The sequence below is a fragment of the Aeromonas sp. 19NY04SH05-1 genome (assembly GCF_040581895.1).
Taxonomy (GTDB): domain Bacteria; phylum Pseudomonadota; class Gammaproteobacteria; order Enterobacterales; family Aeromonadaceae; genus Aeromonas; species Aeromonas enteropelogenes.
In genome coordinates, this window is record NZ_CP095328.1 from 669,711 (window position 1) to 686,379 (window position 16,669).

Below are 16,669 nucleotides of genomic sequence, written 5' to 3' on the forward strand. Positions count from 1 at the left end.
GCATCATGAAAGACTCCACCCAGAGGAAGGAGCCCTCCCATGACAAAGGCACAAGACGGGCCGGATCAGGCCCAGACACACTGGCAGCGTTACATGATGGAAGCTGAGCACTCCCTGAGCCAGGGGGCGCTGGGCTCCGCGGTCTGCCTCTATCAGCAGGCCCTTGGCACCATCTCGGCGCCGATAGAGATGACCCAGGAAGAGCCGGATCTCGAGATGCTGGCCTCCATGCGGGTGGCGACCTGCCATCGTCTGGCGGATTTCTGGCGCGCCATGGATGAACCCGCCTACGAGCTGCGTTACCTCAAGCTCGCCTCCGAGCTGGTGACGGCGCTGGTGCCACAATGTCCTAACCGGAAGTGCGAGTCGCTGATAAGCGAACTGGGTTGCTGCCGCGCGGCCCTGCTCGGGTTTCTCAAGCGCCACCCCAACCCCGAGATTGCCAGGCTTATCCAGTTGCAGGACAAGGTGCAGGGCTGCGAGTTGATCGGACGCTTTCGCCTCAACTGACCGGCGCGCTATGGTGGCAACGGGCTAGCCCTTGCGACCGAGCCTGGCGGTGATGCGTTGCTGCGCCTCTTCCCCCTGCAGGGCCTGGGCGAAGGCGCGCGCCTCCAGATCGATGACGAAGTGGACCGCCTGCCTGAGCTCCTGCTTGAGCAGCGCCTTGCTCTTTTGCACTGCCCTGGGCGGTTTGGCGGCCAGCTTCAGCCCCTGTTCGCGGGCAAATGCCAGCAGATCCGCGCTGGCCACTACCCGGTTGGCAAGGCCGAGGCGCAGTGCTTCATGAGCATCCATGGATTCGGCCAGCAGCAACAGCTCGGCGGCCTTCAGGTGGCCGACGGCGCGGGGCAGCAGCAGGCTGGAGGCAAACTCCGGCACCAGCCCCAGCTCGACAAAAGGCAGCTGCAGGCGGGCATTCTCCCCCAGATAGACCAGATCGCAGTGCAGCAGTATGGTGGTGCCGATGCCGACGGCCGGTCCCCCCACGGCGGCGATCACCGGTTTGGGAAAATCGGCCAGGGTGTGGAGGAACTGCAAGATTGGATCGTCCGACTCCAGACTGCTCTTGCCGACAAAATCGGCCAGATCGTTGCCGGCGGTGAAGCACGCCGCCTGACCCTGCAACAACAACACATGTACTCCCTCATCGGCCGCGGCCTGTTGCAACTCGCTCACCAGTTGGCGGTAAAGTTCGGTGTTGAGGGCATTGCGCTTGTCAGGGCGGTTGAGGGTCAGCGTGAGCAAGCCGTCCTGCCGTTCGGCAATGAGAATGGGCGCCATGTCTAAATCCTTGTTATTGAAGGGTGCATAAAAGGTTTCTGTTGGGGTAACCTTTGCCTCGTTTAACAACATCATAAAAGGATTTCAACCATGTTTAAACGTGCGTTTTATTCTCTGCTGCTGCTCGGGATGACGGCTCCCGCCCTGGCCAAGGTGGAGGCGGTCGACGGTTATGTGCGCCTGTTGCCCCCCGGTACGCCCAATACGGCGGCCTTCATGGTACTCAAGAACGATGCCGATCAGGCGGTCAAGCTGGTGGCAGCGTCCTCTCCAGCCGCGGGCCGCGCCGAGCTGCATACCCATCTGCACGAGAACGGGGTCATGAAGATGCGCCAGGTCGAGAGCATCGAGATCCCGGCCAAGGGGGAAGTGGTACTGAAGCCGGGCAGCCTGCACATCATGCTGTTCGAGATCGGCACCCTCTCCGAGCAGACCCCCATGCCGCTCACCCTCACCCTGGATGATGGCCAGCAGCTGGCGTTGTCGCTGCCGGTGAAGCCGATCGAGCCGATGGGCGAGATGCAGCACATGAAGCACTGACATTTGTCGTCGTTTGTTCAGGATTCTCGCTGGGTATTTTGGCTGCGCGGAGTAAAATAGTGCCCTTTCCATCCATGCAAGAGGAAGTGACGTGATGAAAAAGACACTGATTGCCGGTGTTGTTCTGGCGCTGTGCAGCCAGGCTGCCATGGCTGCCGATGACTGGCGTTTTGCCGCCGGTACCGACGTATGGTCTGCCCAGGGCAGCGGCCAGGCATACGGCAGAAGTGCCGATGGCGGTTATGACGACAACTACAACTGGAGCGGCTACCTGCAACTTGAACACGGCATCATCCTGCTGCCGAACGCCAAGTTCGAGATCTCCGATTTGAGCAGCTCGGGCGGCAACTTCAAGAACGATCTGACCGCTTACGATCTCAGCCTCTACTACCGTCTGTTCAACAACGATCTGTTCCAGATCGATCTGGGCCTGACCGGTCGTCACTACGACGGTGAGCAGATGTACTTCAGCCGCAAAGGCTATGACGAAGACATGCTGATGGCCTATGCCGGCACCGAAGTACGGATCCCGGGTACCGGCGTCTCCTTCTTCGGCGACGTGCGTTCCAAGGATTCGGACAACCTGGACTACCGTCTGGGCGGTGCCTACAAGTTCTCCTCCGTACCGGTCAAGCTGCGTGCCGGCTGGCGCGAGGCCAAGGTTGACTTCGACGGCGTCGATCAGCGCATCGATGGCTGGTTCATGGGCGGCGAATTCACTTTCTAATCTGACGGAAGTCGGCATGATGATGTCTCACGTCATGGTGCTGGCAGGTATCTAGCAAGGCAGGGAGAGGAGAGATAATGGGGCACATCATAGTGACAGGGGCGGGCTCCGGGCTCGGCCGGGCATTGACCATCGGGCTGGTTGGCCGGGGCCATCAGGTCGCCATGATGGGGCGCCGTTATCAGAAACTGCAGGAGCAGGAACAGTTGCTCGGCAAGGCGGTGATCGGCATCGCCGCCGACCTCTCTCACCACGAAGAGGTGGAGATGGCCTTTACCGCCGCGGTGGAGTGGGGAGGTCTGCCCGACCTGGTGATCCACTGCGCCGGGGTGGGCGAGTTCGGTCCGGTCGGCGTCTACACCGCCGAGCAGGTACGCAGGGTGGTGGAGAGCAACCTGGTCTCCACCATACTGGTGGCCCAGCAGACGGTGCGGCTCATCGGCGAGAAGGGCGGGGTGCTGGCCAATGTGCTCTCCTCCGCCGCTCAGGTGGGCAAGGCCAACGAGAGCCTCTATTGTGCTTCCAAATGGGGCATGCGGGGCTTTCTGGAGTCTCTGCGGGCCGAGCTCAAGGGCTCGCCCCTGCGGTTGGTAAACCTCTATCCGAGCGGGATCCGCAGTGAATTCTGGGACAACTCGGATCACGTGGATCCGAGCCGTTTCATGACCCCGGAAGACGCGGCGGCCTACATGCTGGATGCGCTGGAAGCCAGAAGCAGTTGCCATGTCACCGATCTCTTTATCGGTCGTAACGAGTAGGGCCGGCTTTTCCTGCTGTTTTGCCAACAGATAGTCAGACAAACAAAAAGCGCGCCATCTGGCGCGCTTTTTTTATCTCGGGCAGCGGGACGATTAACGGCCCAGCTTGGCCTTGATCATGGCGATGATGTCGCTGATGGCCACTTCCTGCTTCTCGCCGGTGCGGCGGCACTTGTACTCCACCACGCCGTTGTCCATGCCGCGCTCACCGATGACGATGGCGTGGGGCACGCCCAGCAGCTCCATGTCGGCGAACATCACGCCCGGGCGCTCTTTACGGTCGTCAAACAGCACGTCCACGCCGGCGGCTTTCAGTTCGGCGTAGAACTGCTCGGCCAGCTCGGCCACGCGCACTGACTTGTGCATGTTCATCGGCACGATGGCCACTTCGAACGGGGCGATGGCGTCCGGCCAGATGATGCCGTACTGGTCGTTGTTCTGCTCGATGGCGGCGGCCACCAGACGGGAGACTCCGATGCCGTAGCAACCCATCTCCATGGTGACGGACTTGCCGCCCTCGTTCAGCACGCTCGCCTTCATCGCTTCGGAGTACTTGGTGCCGAGCTGGAAGATGTGGCCCACTTCGATGCCGCGCTTGAGCAGCAGCTTGCCCTGGCCGCACGGGCTCGGGTCGCCTTCCACCACGTTGCGCAGGTCGGCAACCTCGTAGGTGGCGATGTCGCGATCCCAGTTGGCCCCGGTCAGGTGGAAGCCGGTCTCGTTGGCGCCACAGACGAAGTCCGCTAGGTGGGCGGCGCTGCGATCGACGATGATGCGACCGGCAAAGCTAACCGGGCCGATGGAGCCCGCGTCACAGCCGGCGGCGGCCTTGATCTGCTCGTCATTGGCGAAGGCCAGCGGATTGGCGACACCCGGCAGCTTCTCGGCCTTGATTTCGTTCAGTTCGTGGTCGCCACGCAGCACCAGGGCGATGACCGTCTGGTTGCCGTGCTCGTCCGCCTCGCCCAGCACCAGCAGGGTCTTGGCGACGGCGCTCGGGGCCACGCTCAGGAAGGAGGCGACTTCGTCGATGGTGTGAACGTTCGGGGTGGCGACCTTGGTCAGCTCTTTGGTCGCAGCCGGGCGCTCGCCCGCCGGGGCCAGCGCCTCGGCCATCTCGATATTGGCGGCGTAATCTGATGTATCGGAGAAGGCGATCAGATCTTCACCGCTCTCGGCCAGCACCTGGAATTCGTGAGAACCGGTACCACCGATGGAGCCGGTATCGGCCTGCACCGGACGGAAGTTCAGACCCATGCGGGTGAAGGCCTTGCAGTAGGCTGCGTGCATCTTTTCGTAGGTCTCGACCAGGGAGGCCTTGTCGATGTGGAAGGAGTAGGCGTCCTTCATCAGGAACTCGCGGCCGCGCATCACGCCGAAACGGGGGCGAACTTCGTCACGGAACTTGGTCTGGATCTGGTAGAGGTTCAGCGGCAGCTGCTTGTAGCTGTTCACCTCGTAACGAACCAGGGCGGTGATCACCTCTTCGTGGGTCGGGCCCAGCACGAAAGGACGATTGTGGCGGTCGGTCAGGCGGCACAGCTCGGGGCCGTAGTCGTCCCAGCGGCCGGATTCCTGCCACAGCTCCGCCGGTTGCACCACCGGCATGGAGACCTCGACGGCACCCGCATTGTTCATCTCTTCGCGGACAATGTTCTCGATCTTCTTCAGGACCCGCAGACCGGTCGGCAGCCAGGCGTACATGCCGGAGGCGAGTTTACGGATCATGCCGGCGCGCAGCATCAGCTGGTGGCTGACGATTTCCGCATCGGACGGGGTTTCCTTGAGAGTGGAAAGCAGATATTGGCTGGTACGCATCGCGGTAGACCTTAGCTAAACGGGCGCGGGGCCCTGGATAAATTCAAGGGCGGAATTTTAACAGGCGCAGCGTTGCGGCCCAAGGGCTAAATTTGCCGCAATGGCCAAAGGGACGGCGAGCCTGCGCGGACTCAGGGGGGATAACATCACGACAAGCAGGTTTTTTATGCCTGCAATTTGGCCGGATCTTCGCTAAACTCTGCCACCTTTTCTCGACGGGCAGGGCTATGCCACTCCCGTCCCCCCTTATTTTTTGTACTTTTGGAGCCGCTCATGCCGCTAGTGGGACATCAACACCAGATCGAGATCCTGGAACTGACCGACAAAGGAGACGGCAAGGGACGCCTGTTCGACCGCCCCCTCTTCGTCGAGGGTCTGCTGCCAGGTGAGCAGGCGTTGGTCGAACTGACCGAGGTCAAGCCCAACTACCTGCACGGCAAGGTGGCCGAGCTGCTCCAGCCCTCCGCCGATCGGGTCGCCGACTTCTGCCCCAACACAGAATGCGGTGGCTGCCAGGTGCGCCCGCTGGCCTATCCGGCCCAGCTCAAGCTCAAGCAGAGTCTGGTGCAGAGTGCACTGGAACAGGTCGGGCTGGGTGAGACCAAAGTCAATCCCATCCTCGGCATGGAGAGCCCGTTCGCCTATCGCAACAAGGCGCAGTACGCGGTGCGCGGCTGCGAGGCAGGCGCCGAGATCGGGTTTTATCGCAAGCACTCCCACGATCTCATCACCGCCGATGACTGCGCGGTGCAGGACTCGCTGCACGTCGAGCTCAACGCCCGGGTGCGCAGCTGGATGCGCGAGCACGACATCAAAGCCTATGACGAAGTGGCCCATACCGGCTGCGTGCGCAACCTGATGACCCGCAAGGGGTTCAAGAGCGGTGAGCTGATGGTGGTGCTGGTGACTCTGGGTGAGGAGCTGCCGTTCGAAGCCGAGCTGCTGGCCGCACTGCAAGGTCTGCCGGTCACGACTCTGGTGCAGAACATCAACGAGGCGCGCACCAACCGCATTCTGGGTGACAACAACCGGGTGCTGCTGGGCAGCGGGGTGATCCGCGACAAGATCCACGCGCTCGAATTCGAGATCTCGCCGCTATCCTTCTTCCAGAACAACCCGAGCCAGACCGATGTGCTCTACTCCAAGGCGCTGGAGTATTGCGAGCTGACCGGCAACGAAACGGTGTTCGACATCTATTGCGGTATCGGTACCATCTCCCTGTTCCTGGCCGACAAGGCCGCCAAGGTGGTGGGGATCGAGTCGGTGGAGAGCGCCATCGAGGATGCCCGCCGCAACGCGGCCCTTAACGGCATCGAGCAGACCGAGTTCCATGTCGGCAAGGCCGAGCAACTGATGCCTGCCCTGCACGCCGAAGGGGTGAGCGCCGACGTGGTGGTGATGGACCCGCCGCGCAAGGGCTGTGACAAGGCCGTATTGCAGACCCTGGTGGCGATGGCACCGCGCCGACTGGTCTATGTCTCCTGCAACCCTCAGACCCTGGCTCGCGATCTCGCCTGGCTGGTCAAGCAGGGCTTCGTGCTGGACGAGGTGCAGCCGGTGGACATGTTCCCTCACTCCATGCATGTGGAAGCTGTCGCCCGCCTGAGCCTGCCCGCCAAGGGCTGATCAGGACCACACAGACGCCGGTGGTGAGGTTTCCCGACCCGCCGGCCATAAAAAAACGACTCCAAATGGAGTATATAGTGAAAACTATGTATCTTGTCTAGTGAGTGAGTGAACCCTACGCTACCTCTGGCTTTGCTGCAAACACCGAATCGTACACACTATGTATTATGGTGTGTACGATTTTTTTATGCCATCGCCAGGCTAGCTATTCAGGGCTGACGCATCAGCGCCTTTAGGTGTTTCATTCAGTGGGGAGATTAGTCATTCTGGTCAACATCAGCCTAGGTCGGAGAGCAATCGCCTCATTTCGTCTTCTGGGTTGTACTGCTTGCAGGGCTCGGCTTGCTTCAATGCGTGGTTTACTTTTCTGGTCACCCCGTGCAGTGAAGTGTCGAAATCCTGCTGGCATTGGTTCAGTGCTTTCTCGATTGCGATCTGCGCCTGGAACAGCTCTCTACCCTGTAGATGGTCAGTAGCTTTTTTGACGGCACCTCGGTACATAGTGTCGAGGGTATCCTCGCATTTAGCGCGTTTGAATCGGGTGAGCATGTTTTCATGGCTAAAGAACACAGTGTTATCTATGTCGATGATTTTTTCTTTCATACTGCGCTTCTGACTCAGTTAGGGAAGGTGCGAATAAGTCATATGGCACGAGAGCATTTACTGGTAACCCATTGATATTAAATGACTAAAATTTTCATTTTTTGTTCGTGGGATACTTGTTCGCACTTTCCCTTACATTACAATATGTTACTGTTCCGGTTACGTGTTTGGTGACTTATTCTCACCTTCCCTAGTTGGTGATGTTATTTTCTATAAAAATACCAGCCATCTATATTTGTGAATTTAAGGTATTTTTCAACCTGATTTTCAAGTAGCAATAAGTTTTCTCTAAACTCATTCCTTGCCTTTACACTATGCTCATGTAAATTCGATAGTTCATTTCTATTTCCTGTCAGGTCATTGTCGCTCTCATACTTGGCTTTTTCATAAGATAATATAGCGCTTCCATTTTGCTGTATTTTCCCAAGCGTTTCAAAAATTTGACTTTTTTTATCAAAAAGAAACTGTGATTCCCTAAATGCCTTGGTAAAAACAATTGATTTTTCTTTTATTACTTCATGTGACTCATAATAGGTCGCTTGGTAGTATTCAAGTGCAGCCATGTAAATAGAAAAACGCTTATTGTATAAATCTAATTTTGTTTTCGCACTCGCTATCCTCATCTGAGAAAATGCAACAAAAAATGAGCTAACGCTGACTATGACCGCTATGATGCCAAAAATGTTTATGTTCTCCATACTAACTCCACCAAGTGTTAAAATGGTAACACCATTTTTCTCATGCTCATATCAGATGGAAATACTGGATGAAGTGCATTAGGCTTAATTTTCAATGCCATTTCAACAAATTCTTTATCTTCTTCAAATGCATGCATAATTTCGTACTTTTTTACGCCGAGTCTTTTTGCCCTTCGGACTTTATGCAAGTCATGCCCCCTGAAAGATATGGTTCTCATGAATAATTCGTATAATGAATGTTCAAAGCGACTGTTTAGTTCGTCTATCTTAGAAGAAACAAGTGGCATGCTGCTTATATTTGGCGCTGATTTCAGTAGTTCAATCAAATCGCTTTTCTTTGATTTTGGCGGAATAGATAATTGATTATCTATGCATAATGTTTTTAGGTCACTGACCAGTAACGTGCTAAGTACATCTGTGCTAGTTGCGGGAACAGAAACCTCTTTCTTTGGAAATCGCCCTGGAAATCTTCCAAGTTTCGTGAATATGGCATTCCATTCATCATATTCATCCCACTGCCAATATCTACCTTTGAAATACTTATCCCAAACAACAGAATAGTAGCCTGACATATTCAAGAAGCCGCCATCACATTTTTTTATAATATCATGAATTTCCTTGGCTTCTTTTTTTGTTATTCCTGATATATCTGTAATCATAATATTAAAAACTTCATCATAACACTCGAACAGCTCTTTATCCGGTTCTATTGTTGGCATTGAGAAGATTTCTTTGTCTGGTTTTACTGTTGGCATTGAATTACTTGGATCGATTCGAGTTCGAGTGTTAGTTTTGACGACAGATTCTTCTTTATTTTTTGATGATTTTAAAAAATCAAATAATCCCATTGCGCTCTCCTTAATTACAAATCAAAGCATAAACCCTAGCAATATCGACATTTTACTTTGAGTATCATCAGCAAATCATTAATATTGGCTTTCATGGAATATATGCATAGATTAGTTGCAAAATCAATATAATTTATCTTGTTCTAATGAGAGATATCATTGCCCAGCATTAAGCATCAGGATAGTCGCTCAACTACAGGCACATCTTGCTGCGCAAGAGCGCGGAATAAAATGTGGACAACGCTGCGCGTTGACGCACAATTTATTTCCGCTTGTACCCGTAGTCGCTCCCCAAGGGAGCCGATCTCCTCTCACTTCTTCAACAACTCACGCAGATAGCTGTTCCGGTTATTGGCATTACTGGGGGCGTTGGTGATGCTGGCAAACTCAACTGCACTGCCCACTATGTGAACTTCGTGCTCAGCCCTGGTTATTGCGGTATAGAGCCATGCCCTATCTACAATTCGCCCCCTTTGCAGCGCAACGATGATGCGCGGGAACTGCGAGCCCTGCGCCTTATGGAGTGTGATGCAGTACCCCAACCGCATGCAGTCCAGGAGGGATTGGGTAACATACACGCTCTCGCCTGTGTCCAGCTCAACCACCCCGTAGTCATCTCCGGTTCCAACAGCGCTGGCTAGCTTTCCGAGCGAACCATTTTGGATGCCCTTTTCGTAATTATTTTGAGTGAAGAGGATTACATCACCTTGCCGCAAATCGTTGCGGCAGTAGGTTTCGCCATACATCTCAAATGTCATTCGAACGCCATCAGAGTTGACGGCCTCCTGAATAAGATTATTGATGTCAGCCACCATGGCGGTGGTCGCCCCTACCACGCGGCTGTTCTCAGGTGATTGCTGATACAACTCGGCACAGACCTGGGCGATCCTGTCCTTGGAGGTTTCGTGAAAATGGACGTTACCCATATTCAAGTGCTCGGGAACAAGACCCTGATTGATCAGCATCGAGTATTCGGGAATACCTGTGGCTCCCTTCTGGCGTTTAACTATGTCCAGAGTCACGTTTGCAATAGCTTTTGATGCCACTATATCAGCCAGCACCTTGCCACACCCTATAGGAGGCAATTGGTTTGGGTCACCCGTGAATATGATCCGCACGGCGGGGTGCAGATGGTTGACCAGTCGGTACATGGTGGGCAGGTCGATCATCGAGGCTTCATCAATCACCAGCAGATGGTGTGGATACTTGCCAGAAGGTTCTATGGGCTCTTGCCGCAATAGTGCAGCAATGGTCATGGTCTTAAAGCCTATCGACTCGTACAGGCGCATTGCAGCGCGGCCAGACAGTGCGACAGCATGAACCTCAAAGCCCAATCTACGATAGGCTCGTAGCGCCGTCTTGAGCACTGTTGTCTTGCCTGTACCCGCCCCACCCGTGATACAGCAAACCGCGTTATCAAGACTGGTTAGTACCGCTTCACTCTGTTTCTCGGTCAACTCATAGGGCAGCTCATTAACCGCCGTGAGAAACGCAGCATTGGTGCGTTCGTCGTACAGATTTTGCTGCTTTGCCAGCCTCAGCAATCTCTTGGCAACAACAGATTCCATCAGCAATTGCGCAGTTGGATGATAGGTGCCTGTCGCCGGATTTAGGACGTATTGCGCTTGGTTGTAACCCGCTTTAAATGCCTGTGCAGCCAGTTCATTATCGCCAAGTAGCTTGTTCAAGAGTGGGCGAAGCTTGGCGTGAGTCGTGTAGGTATGGCCCTTTGCCACCTCTTGATGAATGGCAGATTCGAGGGCTGCACTCAACCGTCTGGCGTCTTTTCGATCTACCTCAAACTGCGTTTGAGCAAGGATATCCAGTGCTTTAAAATCCATCCCAAAGCCGATCAGCAGGTAGGGGTTAACCCTGATAGCTTCAATCGATTTTTCGTCATGAAATCGCAGCAATCGCTGCTGAATGGACGAGGGTATTCTGTGCTCCGACATCCAGTTGCAATGACTCAAGTTCTTGTATTTGGCGTAACCCTGAAACAGGGCATCAATGGATTCGTCGCTCAGAACCTCCCTGAGGCGTTTTCGTGATGCTTCTGTGTCTGACATCAGGGTTGAGTGAAAGTGCTCGCCCAGCAGTTGCCACAACGCTCGGGCTTTACTCTCACCAATACCTTTGAAGTCTTTTTCTTTCGCAATAAAGGTGATCAGTTGCTCACCCGTTTCAGGCAAGCTGCATGCGATATGGGTTGGCGACTCGTAGGTATGCTGCTGCATAACATGATCACCAACGCACTTAGTCTCGACAAACCTCGCCCCTGTAACAACCCAGTGTTGACCTACCATCGGCTGGACAGGCAGTGCGTCTACGGAGGTCTTGATGGTGACGTAGTATTTGCCGCTATTTCTCTTGTAGGAGTTTGGGTTTAGCGGAATACCCGTGAATATCACCACGCTGGCTGAGTGATAGGGAACACTGGTCACACGGATCTGTTCGGAGAAATCGGTCTGTGTCATCGAGGCATGAACCCCATTTCGGCAAGGGTCTCTGACAACTCGCCATAACGCTCCAACCTTCGCTGGAGTTCGTTCACCTTGGCTTTCAGCTCAATGTTTTCCTGCTCCAATGTCGATACCCGTTTGGAATCTAGTTGGCGTCGATGAGCGGTAGGATCATACACCTTAGGGCTATCGGTACTGGCTTTGGCCTGGGCTGTTAATGGTGGGAGGACTCCTTTTTCCCTCAGACTGTCTTCCAGCGATTTTAGGTGTTTACGCAGCTCAGGATTTTGGCTTAACGCCGACTTGCCACAGCCAACTGCCTTGGCAATTTCGCCTCGATTTAGCTGCCCTTGAAAAATGATTTGCTTGAAATCATCTTCCGATTGGGTGGCCGACCACGCTTGAAATGCCGCCGTATTTTGCTGTGCTTTTTGTTGACCGTTAGCCATTGCTATCAACCTCACCCAGCAACTTACGAATACCAGTCACAAATCCGCGAGGGAAGATTTCAGTGCCGAGTTCTACATCTTTAACTTGGCCCATCTTTGTGTATTGCCAATTGTGCTGGGTCATACATTCATCAGAAATAGCGTAGGCCAGCGCCTTTCTCTCAGACTCGATGAGCAAGCTCGATACCGAGGGAATGAGTACCACCCCAGGCTCAGTGCTGCTGTCAAATTGCCTGACAGGACGCTTATCTATGGTAATATTGGCATGCTGTTTAAGCAGATTGACTTCTTTAAGATAGCGGTTGCGTTCAGCAATAATTTGCCCAAACAAGGCCCGTACCGCCGGATCTGAAATTCGCTCTAGTAATTTCATGTCAGTCGGCACTTCACGGGAACGTGAATAGGGTGCTAACGGCTTTTTCATGCTGGTGTTGCACTTTTGTGCCCACGCATTAATGAGATCACGATAGTGCTGGTTGCGAGTCGCCCGTATTGCCTCATAGCCAGGGCCATCTTTAGCCGCAGAGATACGTCCAATTTGCACGACCGAGAAATCGCGCTGACCGCTCTCTACATAGTGCTGTAAAATACCATTAAGGGTATCAAGGGATTGCTGAGTACGGGTTGATTTCCCATCTTTTAAAGCTTGCAGAATACTATCTACGTTGATCTCCATTATTTCCCCAACAAAGCAGGTTGCATGATAGTGATAATTTTCGATGCGTTATCGGTGAGCGCGGTAATCCCTGCATCTAATAGTTTGTTGTCTTGCAGATATTCAGCCATCTCAAGGTAGTTGGAAACCTTGCGATAACCTTCCATCTTATTGTCAGGGTCGGCGATTTTTGCCATGTGACGTAGCATTGCATTCGCAGCAATGAGTTGCTGCTTTTCGTCCATTTCCATGAAGATGGGATCTAAACCTTTTCTCATCAAGATCCGATTCAACTGGCGTGAGCGTTTTTCAATCGCTGGTGTTTTGCGCAATGTATCCTGTAAATCAGGGTAGAATTCAGCATCATCGCAAAGCAACGACAGGTGCAATAACTCAGAATCTGTTTCGATGAATTTCAGTGCGTAGCTGACATCTTGCTCTGACCCTACAGCGATTATTTTATCATTCTTATCATCACCGCGAGTCTCTTCAATACGGATGATCTTGTGGATCAACTCAAAACAGGCGATCCAGTCTTTAGCGTATTCATCTGCTTCTACCTGCTGTTTTTCGTAACGGCGTTGAAGCACTTGCAATTCATTGTGTTTCGTAAACGGTAGGCCATCCGCTTCGCAGCCAAACTGTTGGTCTTTAAGTGCTTCCAGTTCACCTTCAATTTCAACCGATAGGTTCGCCGCTTGGTGTGCATGGTAGCTTAATTGGTTAAATTGGGCATTGAGTGCAGGCAGGTAACGTGCCTCTGTGATAAACCAGCGACAACGGATGCAATTTTCAGCACCGTGTGGCACAGGGCCGTGAATCCGAAATGATGCATTCGCTGAGTCTCTAATGATATTGCCACCGTTCCAGCAGCCACCTAATGTACCAACATGATCAGTATTAGTCGTGTTGCCACCGACCAGACAAAGCCCTGTTGCCCGATTTTCCCATCCAATGGGCACGCGCTTGTCCAATGCAGCTTCAATACTGGCCGTATCGTTGTACACCATTTTGCACTGGATTTGGCTCATGGAAGCATCTTTGAGAAAGTTGCGCACCGATTGCTCAGAGCTAGAGTCTAGTTGCGCATGAGCCTCATCCATTTTTGTTGCCATCACAGATGGCGTTATTTTGGTGTAGTAGATAGTCATCAACAAACGGGTGTGACCAGCTAACAATTTAGAGATCACAGGTAAAGGTAACTGTGTATCCATTACATAAGCGGTAATTAGCGACACGCGCAAACTGTGCAGAGGAAATAAAGTAGAGACCATTGCATTGCTTGGCGTACCCTCTGAATATTCGTCAACCAACTTCAATCGCTCACCGTTATCCAGCGTGTTGCCTTGCTCATTCAGTTTGTTTTCAAGCGTGAGTAGGAGCTGATACCAGAATGGCCCTAGTGATTGACCTGATATCGGCTTTACTTTATTCTCATTGTTTTTGGCAGTAGCGTCACGAAATAAAAAGCATATATCGCCCATTTGTTCTAGTTGAACGTTAGATTTAACAAAATCTATATGTTTAGCTAGCAGAGTGGTACAACTTACTGGCTTTTCAATTGGATTATATTTCTCTTGCCAGTTACGCAGTTTTTCCAACCAATAGAACACCTCTTCGTGCTGCCAAGGGATTGTATAGCCACATTGCAGTTCTTCTTTGTTTTGGTCAGCGGTTTTATTGGTGTTAATGTACAATCCGGTGGAATATATACCCGTCATACTATCGTAAATTCGCTTGAATACGCCCTTACCAAATGGACGCTTATCATTGCCCATTGCAAAGTTGTGCTTATCGTTTCGTTGCCATTTGCTCCGCTGATAGCGCCATGTATCGGCCTCACCGCTATCGAGCATCCGCACCTGATAGGTGCGCAGCGGTAGTTGTAACTTAACATAGATTGCCATCGCTCTGACGGGCGACCAGAGTTGAAAAATGGTCATTTGTTTGCCATTGCGCGTTATCGTCTTGTGCTTCCAAACACAATCAGGGTCATGCCTGTCAATCAAATCCGGCCCGACATCGAACCAATCACCGCTCCTTCCTCGCTCATTCTCTCCTGATTGCTGTTGCGCCCAAACCCAATCTTTAAAATGGCGGTAATGATAGGCAGGTAGCAAGCTGTCACCTGCATCACATTGTTGCTTGATTGTCGCGAGTTCCACTTTATTGGGGAGTGGACAGAGAATTTGACGCAACTCCTGAATGTATCGATACGGTAACGGATTGCGCACAGTTTCTGTTTGGCTTGCCCCTCCTCCTGCCTTGCTTAGTGGATTTTTTACCAGTGGTCGTGGAACACCGTGATCATCCGGTTCGGAAAAATGATGCTCAATGATAAAATCGACAAACTCACATGAGTAATTAATCGTTCTTGATGAGTGAGTAGTTGATTTAACAGTCCGGCTTACTATTGTTTGAAACTCTTCTGTCGAGCAACGATGACCATTATACCCCTTAAAAAACAAGGTTGTTTCAGTGGTATAAGGTGCGCAAACAAATAAATAAGATTCAAAGAAACGAGTAAGTGCTACTTGTTTAAGGCTAATAGCTGCATTTTGTTTACTCATCCATTCTGCTGCGAAAACTTGCCATTGATTCCACTCGGGGCCAAGCGTGGTTAGCATCCAGCTAAAGGTTAGATCGGATTTGCGTCCATCCCTTTTTTTGACTTTATGACTTCCCATTATTTTCTCCCTAGCTTTGGATGTTTGCCTGTGAAATAACCTTGGGGGTCGATATCATTAAACCCATGTTCTGTCAGTGCTTGCCAGTCCAGTGGTTTTACTTTGGATTCAGGATTGGCTAATTGAAGCGTGGCTTTATTGAGTTCATCAGACGTTTCCTGCTGCCCCTTACCTGTATAAACGATTTGAGATTCAAGTGAACCGTGGTGCATACATTTACGAATAATCATCGGGCTTAAGCCGGAGCGTTCTAATCGCCTGCCGTAATTGTGCCTGTGACCATGTGGGTCAAGTCCTTCGGCTTTGTTAGGTGCTAATCCAATCCGTTTCAGGGCAGATGCATAGTTTTGGTGAAAAGCATTAATGGTATAGGGATTACCCATTGATTTTGGGTGAAATGAGATAAACGCATAGGGATGGTGGCACTCAATGCTGGCGCGGTAATTCAAGTAAACCTTCCACAGTTTCATAAAAATCTTGCCATAATCAGCAGGAAACCACTGTACTTGAATGTATTTATCTTTATGGTCAATAACTCGACATTTCCAGCCGATGTGATTTGTGCGGCTCATCTTGATCCGAGGAATACGAGCATACTGTTCTTTTAAATAAGCTTCCCTGGTTTGTGAGCCACTGCGACTTTTCCAGTCATAAGGCGCTTTACCTTCAACTTCGTTGTAGATACGAACAGTTGCTGAGTCATGGTTGTAAGTATCTTCGAATACATCTGTTACCCAAAGCGTCAGCGCCTCGCTTTCTCGTAAACCGCCACCGTGCATCAATAGCAGTACAAGCTTATCTCTCAGTGCTACACGAGGATCTTTTGCGCGGCCAACACCTTCCAAAAAAAACTTTTCCCAATGAGTTTCTGGAAAAGAAATTGCAGCATCGTCGGTTTGGGCGAGGGGGGTACGCCCTTTGATAGTGCGGGCCATTCGAACGGTCTTGTTGATACTTTTATCTTCGATATGACCCAGAAAGTCATTTTGATTTTTGCGAAACCACGCCGCATAGTTCAGGCGCTGTTCGTGCTGGGTTGCCTCTCGCAGCGGATTCATATTCACCGTGCCTTGCTTGTTTGCGAGCCAGCTAGTGAATGCCGTTAATCTGGAAACATGTCTATTGGCATTCTCCCTCGATGTGGGTATCCAATACAGGCCAGAAGGATCAAGCCCATCATCACCGATAGTGCCCGTATAGAGGCGCTTGGCGAATGTTTGGAACAGAAGTTTAGGATCGTTGAATAGACTGTGATTTGCTTCCATGTAGTTTAAAAGGAGAGTAACTGCCCTGATAAAGCCCTTCATCATTGAAATGCTATTGCCGTCTGCCTCCATCTTTAGCAAGTAGTCAGTAACGACACCTAACTCACCTTGTTCAGTCAGCAGGATAGGCATTTCGCTTTTGATGCCGGTGTTGTCTTCGACAACGGTTGCACGAACACTAACGACAGCCATGATTTTGTCTCACATGCACAAAGTACATGAAATACACTATAGTAACCACTATGAAAATGT

The 16,669-nt window shown here is 52.0% G+C and carries 15 protein-coding genes; 5 read left to right on the forward strand and 10 right to left on the reverse strand.

What is annotated here, in order from left to right; all coding sequences use genetic code 11:
- The first annotated feature begins 39 nt into the window (after window positions 1-39).
- Window positions 40-510 carry a DUF2753 family protein gene (locus MRK42_RS03165; protein WP_201941846.1) on the forward strand — a complete coding sequence of 157 codons (471 nt, stop codon included), beginning with the start codon at window positions 40-42 and terminating at the stop codon, window positions 508-510.
- Window positions 511-534: 24 nt separating this feature from the next.
- Here the strand turns inward: MRK42_RS03165 and MRK42_RS03170 are convergent, their stop codons facing one another.
- A complete protein-coding gene (locus MRK42_RS03170) occupies window positions 535-1,284 on the reverse strand; it encodes an enoyl-CoA hydratase-related protein (RefSeq protein WP_338611763.1) in 750 nt (249 codons plus the stop codon).
- A 90-nt stretch (window positions 1,285-1,374) separates the two neighbouring features.
- Between MRK42_RS03170 and MRK42_RS03175 the strand changes: the two genes are divergently transcribed.
- From MRK42_RS03175 to MRK42_RS03185, 3 genes are all read left to right on the forward strand, one after another.
- Window positions 1,375-1,824: a copper chaperone PCu(A)C gene (locus tag MRK42_RS03175; RefSeq protein ID WP_026456391.1), complete on the forward strand. Its 450-nt coding sequence runs from the start codon at window positions 1,375-1,377 to the stop codon at window positions 1,822-1,824.
- Between the two features lie 94 nt (window positions 1,825-1,918).
- Window positions 1,919-2,551 (forward strand): TIGR04219 family outer membrane beta-barrel protein, encoded by a 633-nt coding sequence (locus MRK42_RS03180; RefSeq protein ID WP_216993070.1) that lies wholly within the window; start codon window positions 1,919-1,921, stop codon window positions 2,549-2,551.
- Between the two features lie 77 nt (window positions 2,552-2,628).
- The gene (locus MRK42_RS03185) at window positions 2,629-3,309 is read left to right on the forward strand and encodes an SDR family oxidoreductase (protein ID WP_042026613.1); all 681 of its coding nucleotides are present in this window, start codon (window positions 2,629-2,631) and stop codon (window positions 3,307-3,309) included.
- A gap of 93 nt (window positions 3,310-3,402) precedes the next feature.
- Here the strand turns inward: MRK42_RS03185 and MRK42_RS03190 are convergent, their stop codons facing one another.
- Complete coding sequence (locus tag MRK42_RS03190) at window positions 3,403-5,127, reverse strand: proline--tRNA ligase (protein ID WP_042070400.1); 1,725 nt, start codon at window positions 5,125-5,127, stop codon at window positions 3,403-3,405.
- A 273-nt stretch (window positions 5,128-5,400) separates the two neighbouring features.
- Between MRK42_RS03190 and rlmD the strand changes: the two genes are divergently transcribed.
- Entirely contained in the window at window positions 5,401-6,753 is a 1,353-nt protein-coding gene (gene rlmD, locus MRK42_RS03195) for a 23S rRNA (uracil(1939)-C(5))-methyltransferase RlmD (protein WP_042070399.1), read from the forward strand.
- Between the two features lie 276 nt (window positions 6,754-7,029).
- Here the strand turns inward: rlmD and MRK42_RS03200 are convergent, their stop codons facing one another.
- The 8 genes from MRK42_RS03200 to gmtY form a co-directional block, all read right to left on the reverse strand.
- The gene (locus tag MRK42_RS03200) at window positions 7,030-7,356 is read right to left on the reverse strand and encodes a hypothetical protein (RefSeq protein WP_052815702.1); all 327 of its coding nucleotides are present in this window, start codon (window positions 7,354-7,356) and stop codon (window positions 7,030-7,032) included.
- 203 nt (window positions 7,357-7,559) lie between these two features.
- Entirely contained in the window at window positions 7,560-8,054 is a 495-nt protein-coding gene (locus MRK42_RS03205; protein ID WP_139729286.1) for a hypothetical protein, read from the reverse strand.
- 17 nt (window positions 8,055-8,071) lie between these two features.
- Complete coding sequence (locus MRK42_RS03210; RefSeq protein WP_139729285.1) at window positions 8,072-8,902, reverse strand: hypothetical protein; 831 nt, start codon at window positions 8,900-8,902, stop codon at window positions 8,072-8,074.
- Window positions 8,903-9,213: 311 nt separating this feature from the next.
- Window positions 9,214-11,376, reverse strand: a complete 2,163-nt coding sequence (locus MRK42_RS03215; protein WP_354688898.1) for an AAA family ATPase — start codon at window positions 11,374-11,376, stop codon at window positions 9,214-9,216.
- Window positions 11,373-11,810, reverse strand: a complete 438-nt coding sequence (locus MRK42_RS03220) for a VPA1267 family protein (protein ID WP_354688899.1) — start codon at window positions 11,808-11,810, stop codon at window positions 11,373-11,375. Before MRK42_RS03220 ends, MRK42_RS03215 begins: the two co-directional genes overlap by 4 nt.
- Window positions 11,803-12,486 carry a gamma-mobile-trio protein GmtX gene (gene gmtX / locus MRK42_RS03225; protein WP_354688900.1) on the reverse strand — a complete coding sequence of 228 codons (684 nt, stop codon included), beginning with the start codon at window positions 12,484-12,486 and terminating at the stop codon, window positions 11,803-11,805. Before gmtX ends, MRK42_RS03220 begins: the two co-directional genes overlap by 8 nt.
- Window positions 12,486-15,152, reverse strand: coding sequence for an integrase family protein (locus MRK42_RS03230; protein WP_354688901.1), 2,667 nt, complete (start codon window positions 15,150-15,152; stop codon window positions 12,486-12,488). Before MRK42_RS03230 ends, gmtX begins: the two co-directional genes overlap by 1 nt.
- Entirely contained in the window at window positions 15,152-16,609 is a 1,458-nt protein-coding gene (gene gmtY, locus MRK42_RS03235) for a gamma-mobile-trio recombinase GmtY (protein ID WP_139729281.1), read from the reverse strand. Before gmtY ends, MRK42_RS03230 begins: the two co-directional genes overlap by 1 nt.
- Window positions 16,610-16,669: the final 60 nt, after the last annotated feature.

What these genes read in the sequence shown, in the direction of transcription:
- MRK42_RS03165 (WP_201941846.1), top strand. Translation starts at nt 40, where the DNA reads ATGACAAAGGCACAAGACGGGCCGGATCAGGCCCAGACACACTGGCAG.
- MRK42_RS03170 (WP_338611763.1), bottom strand. Translation starts at nt 1,284, where the DNA reads ATGGCGCCCATTCTCATTGCCGAACGGCAGGACGGCTTGCTCACGCTG.
- MRK42_RS03175 (WP_026456391.1), top strand. Translation starts at nt 1,375, where the DNA reads ATGTTTAAACGTGCGTTTTATTCTCTGCTGCTGCTCGGGATGACGGCT.
- MRK42_RS03180 (WP_216993070.1), top strand. Translation starts at nt 1,919, where the DNA reads ATGAAAAAGACACTGATTGCCGGTGTTGTTCTGGCGCTGTGCAGCCAG.
- MRK42_RS03185 (WP_042026613.1), top strand. Translation starts at nt 2,629, where the DNA reads ATGGGGCACATCATAGTGACAGGGGCGGGCTCCGGGCTCGGCCGGGCA.
- MRK42_RS03190 (WP_042070400.1), bottom strand. Translation starts at nt 5,127, where the DNA reads ATGCGTACCAGCCAATATCTGCTTTCCACTCTCAAGGAAACCCCGTCC.
- rlmD (WP_042070399.1), top strand. Translation starts at nt 5,401, where the DNA reads ATGCCGCTAGTGGGACATCAACACCAGATCGAGATCCTGGAACTGACC.
- MRK42_RS03200 (WP_052815702.1), bottom strand. Translation starts at nt 7,356, where the DNA reads ATGAAAGAAAAAATCATCGACATAGATAACACTGTGTTCTTTAGCCAT.
- MRK42_RS03205 (WP_139729286.1), bottom strand. Translation starts at nt 8,054, where the DNA reads ATGGAGAACATAAACATTTTTGGCATCATAGCGGTCATAGTCAGCGTT.
- MRK42_RS03210 (WP_139729285.1), bottom strand. Translation starts at nt 8,902, where the DNA reads ATGGGATTATTTGATTTTTTAAAATCATCAAAAAATAAAGAAGAATCT.
- MRK42_RS03215 (WP_354688898.1), bottom strand. Translation starts at nt 11,376, where the DNA reads ATGACACAGACCGATTTCTCCGAACAGATCCGTGTGACCAGTGTTCCC.
- MRK42_RS03220 (WP_354688899.1), bottom strand. Translation starts at nt 11,810, where the DNA reads ATGGCTAACGGTCAACAAAAAGCACAGCAAAATACGGCGGCATTTCAA.
- gmtX (WP_354688900.1), bottom strand. Translation starts at nt 12,486, where the DNA reads ATGGAGATCAACGTAGATAGTATTCTGCAAGCTTTAAAAGATGGGAAA.
- MRK42_RS03230 (WP_354688901.1), bottom strand. Translation starts at nt 15,152, where the DNA reads ATGGGAAGTCATAAAGTCAAAAAAAGGGATGGACGCAAATCCGATCTA.
- gmtY (WP_139729281.1), bottom strand. Translation starts at nt 16,609, where the DNA reads ATGGCTGTCGTTAGTGTTCGTGCAACCGTTGTCGAAGACAACACCGGC.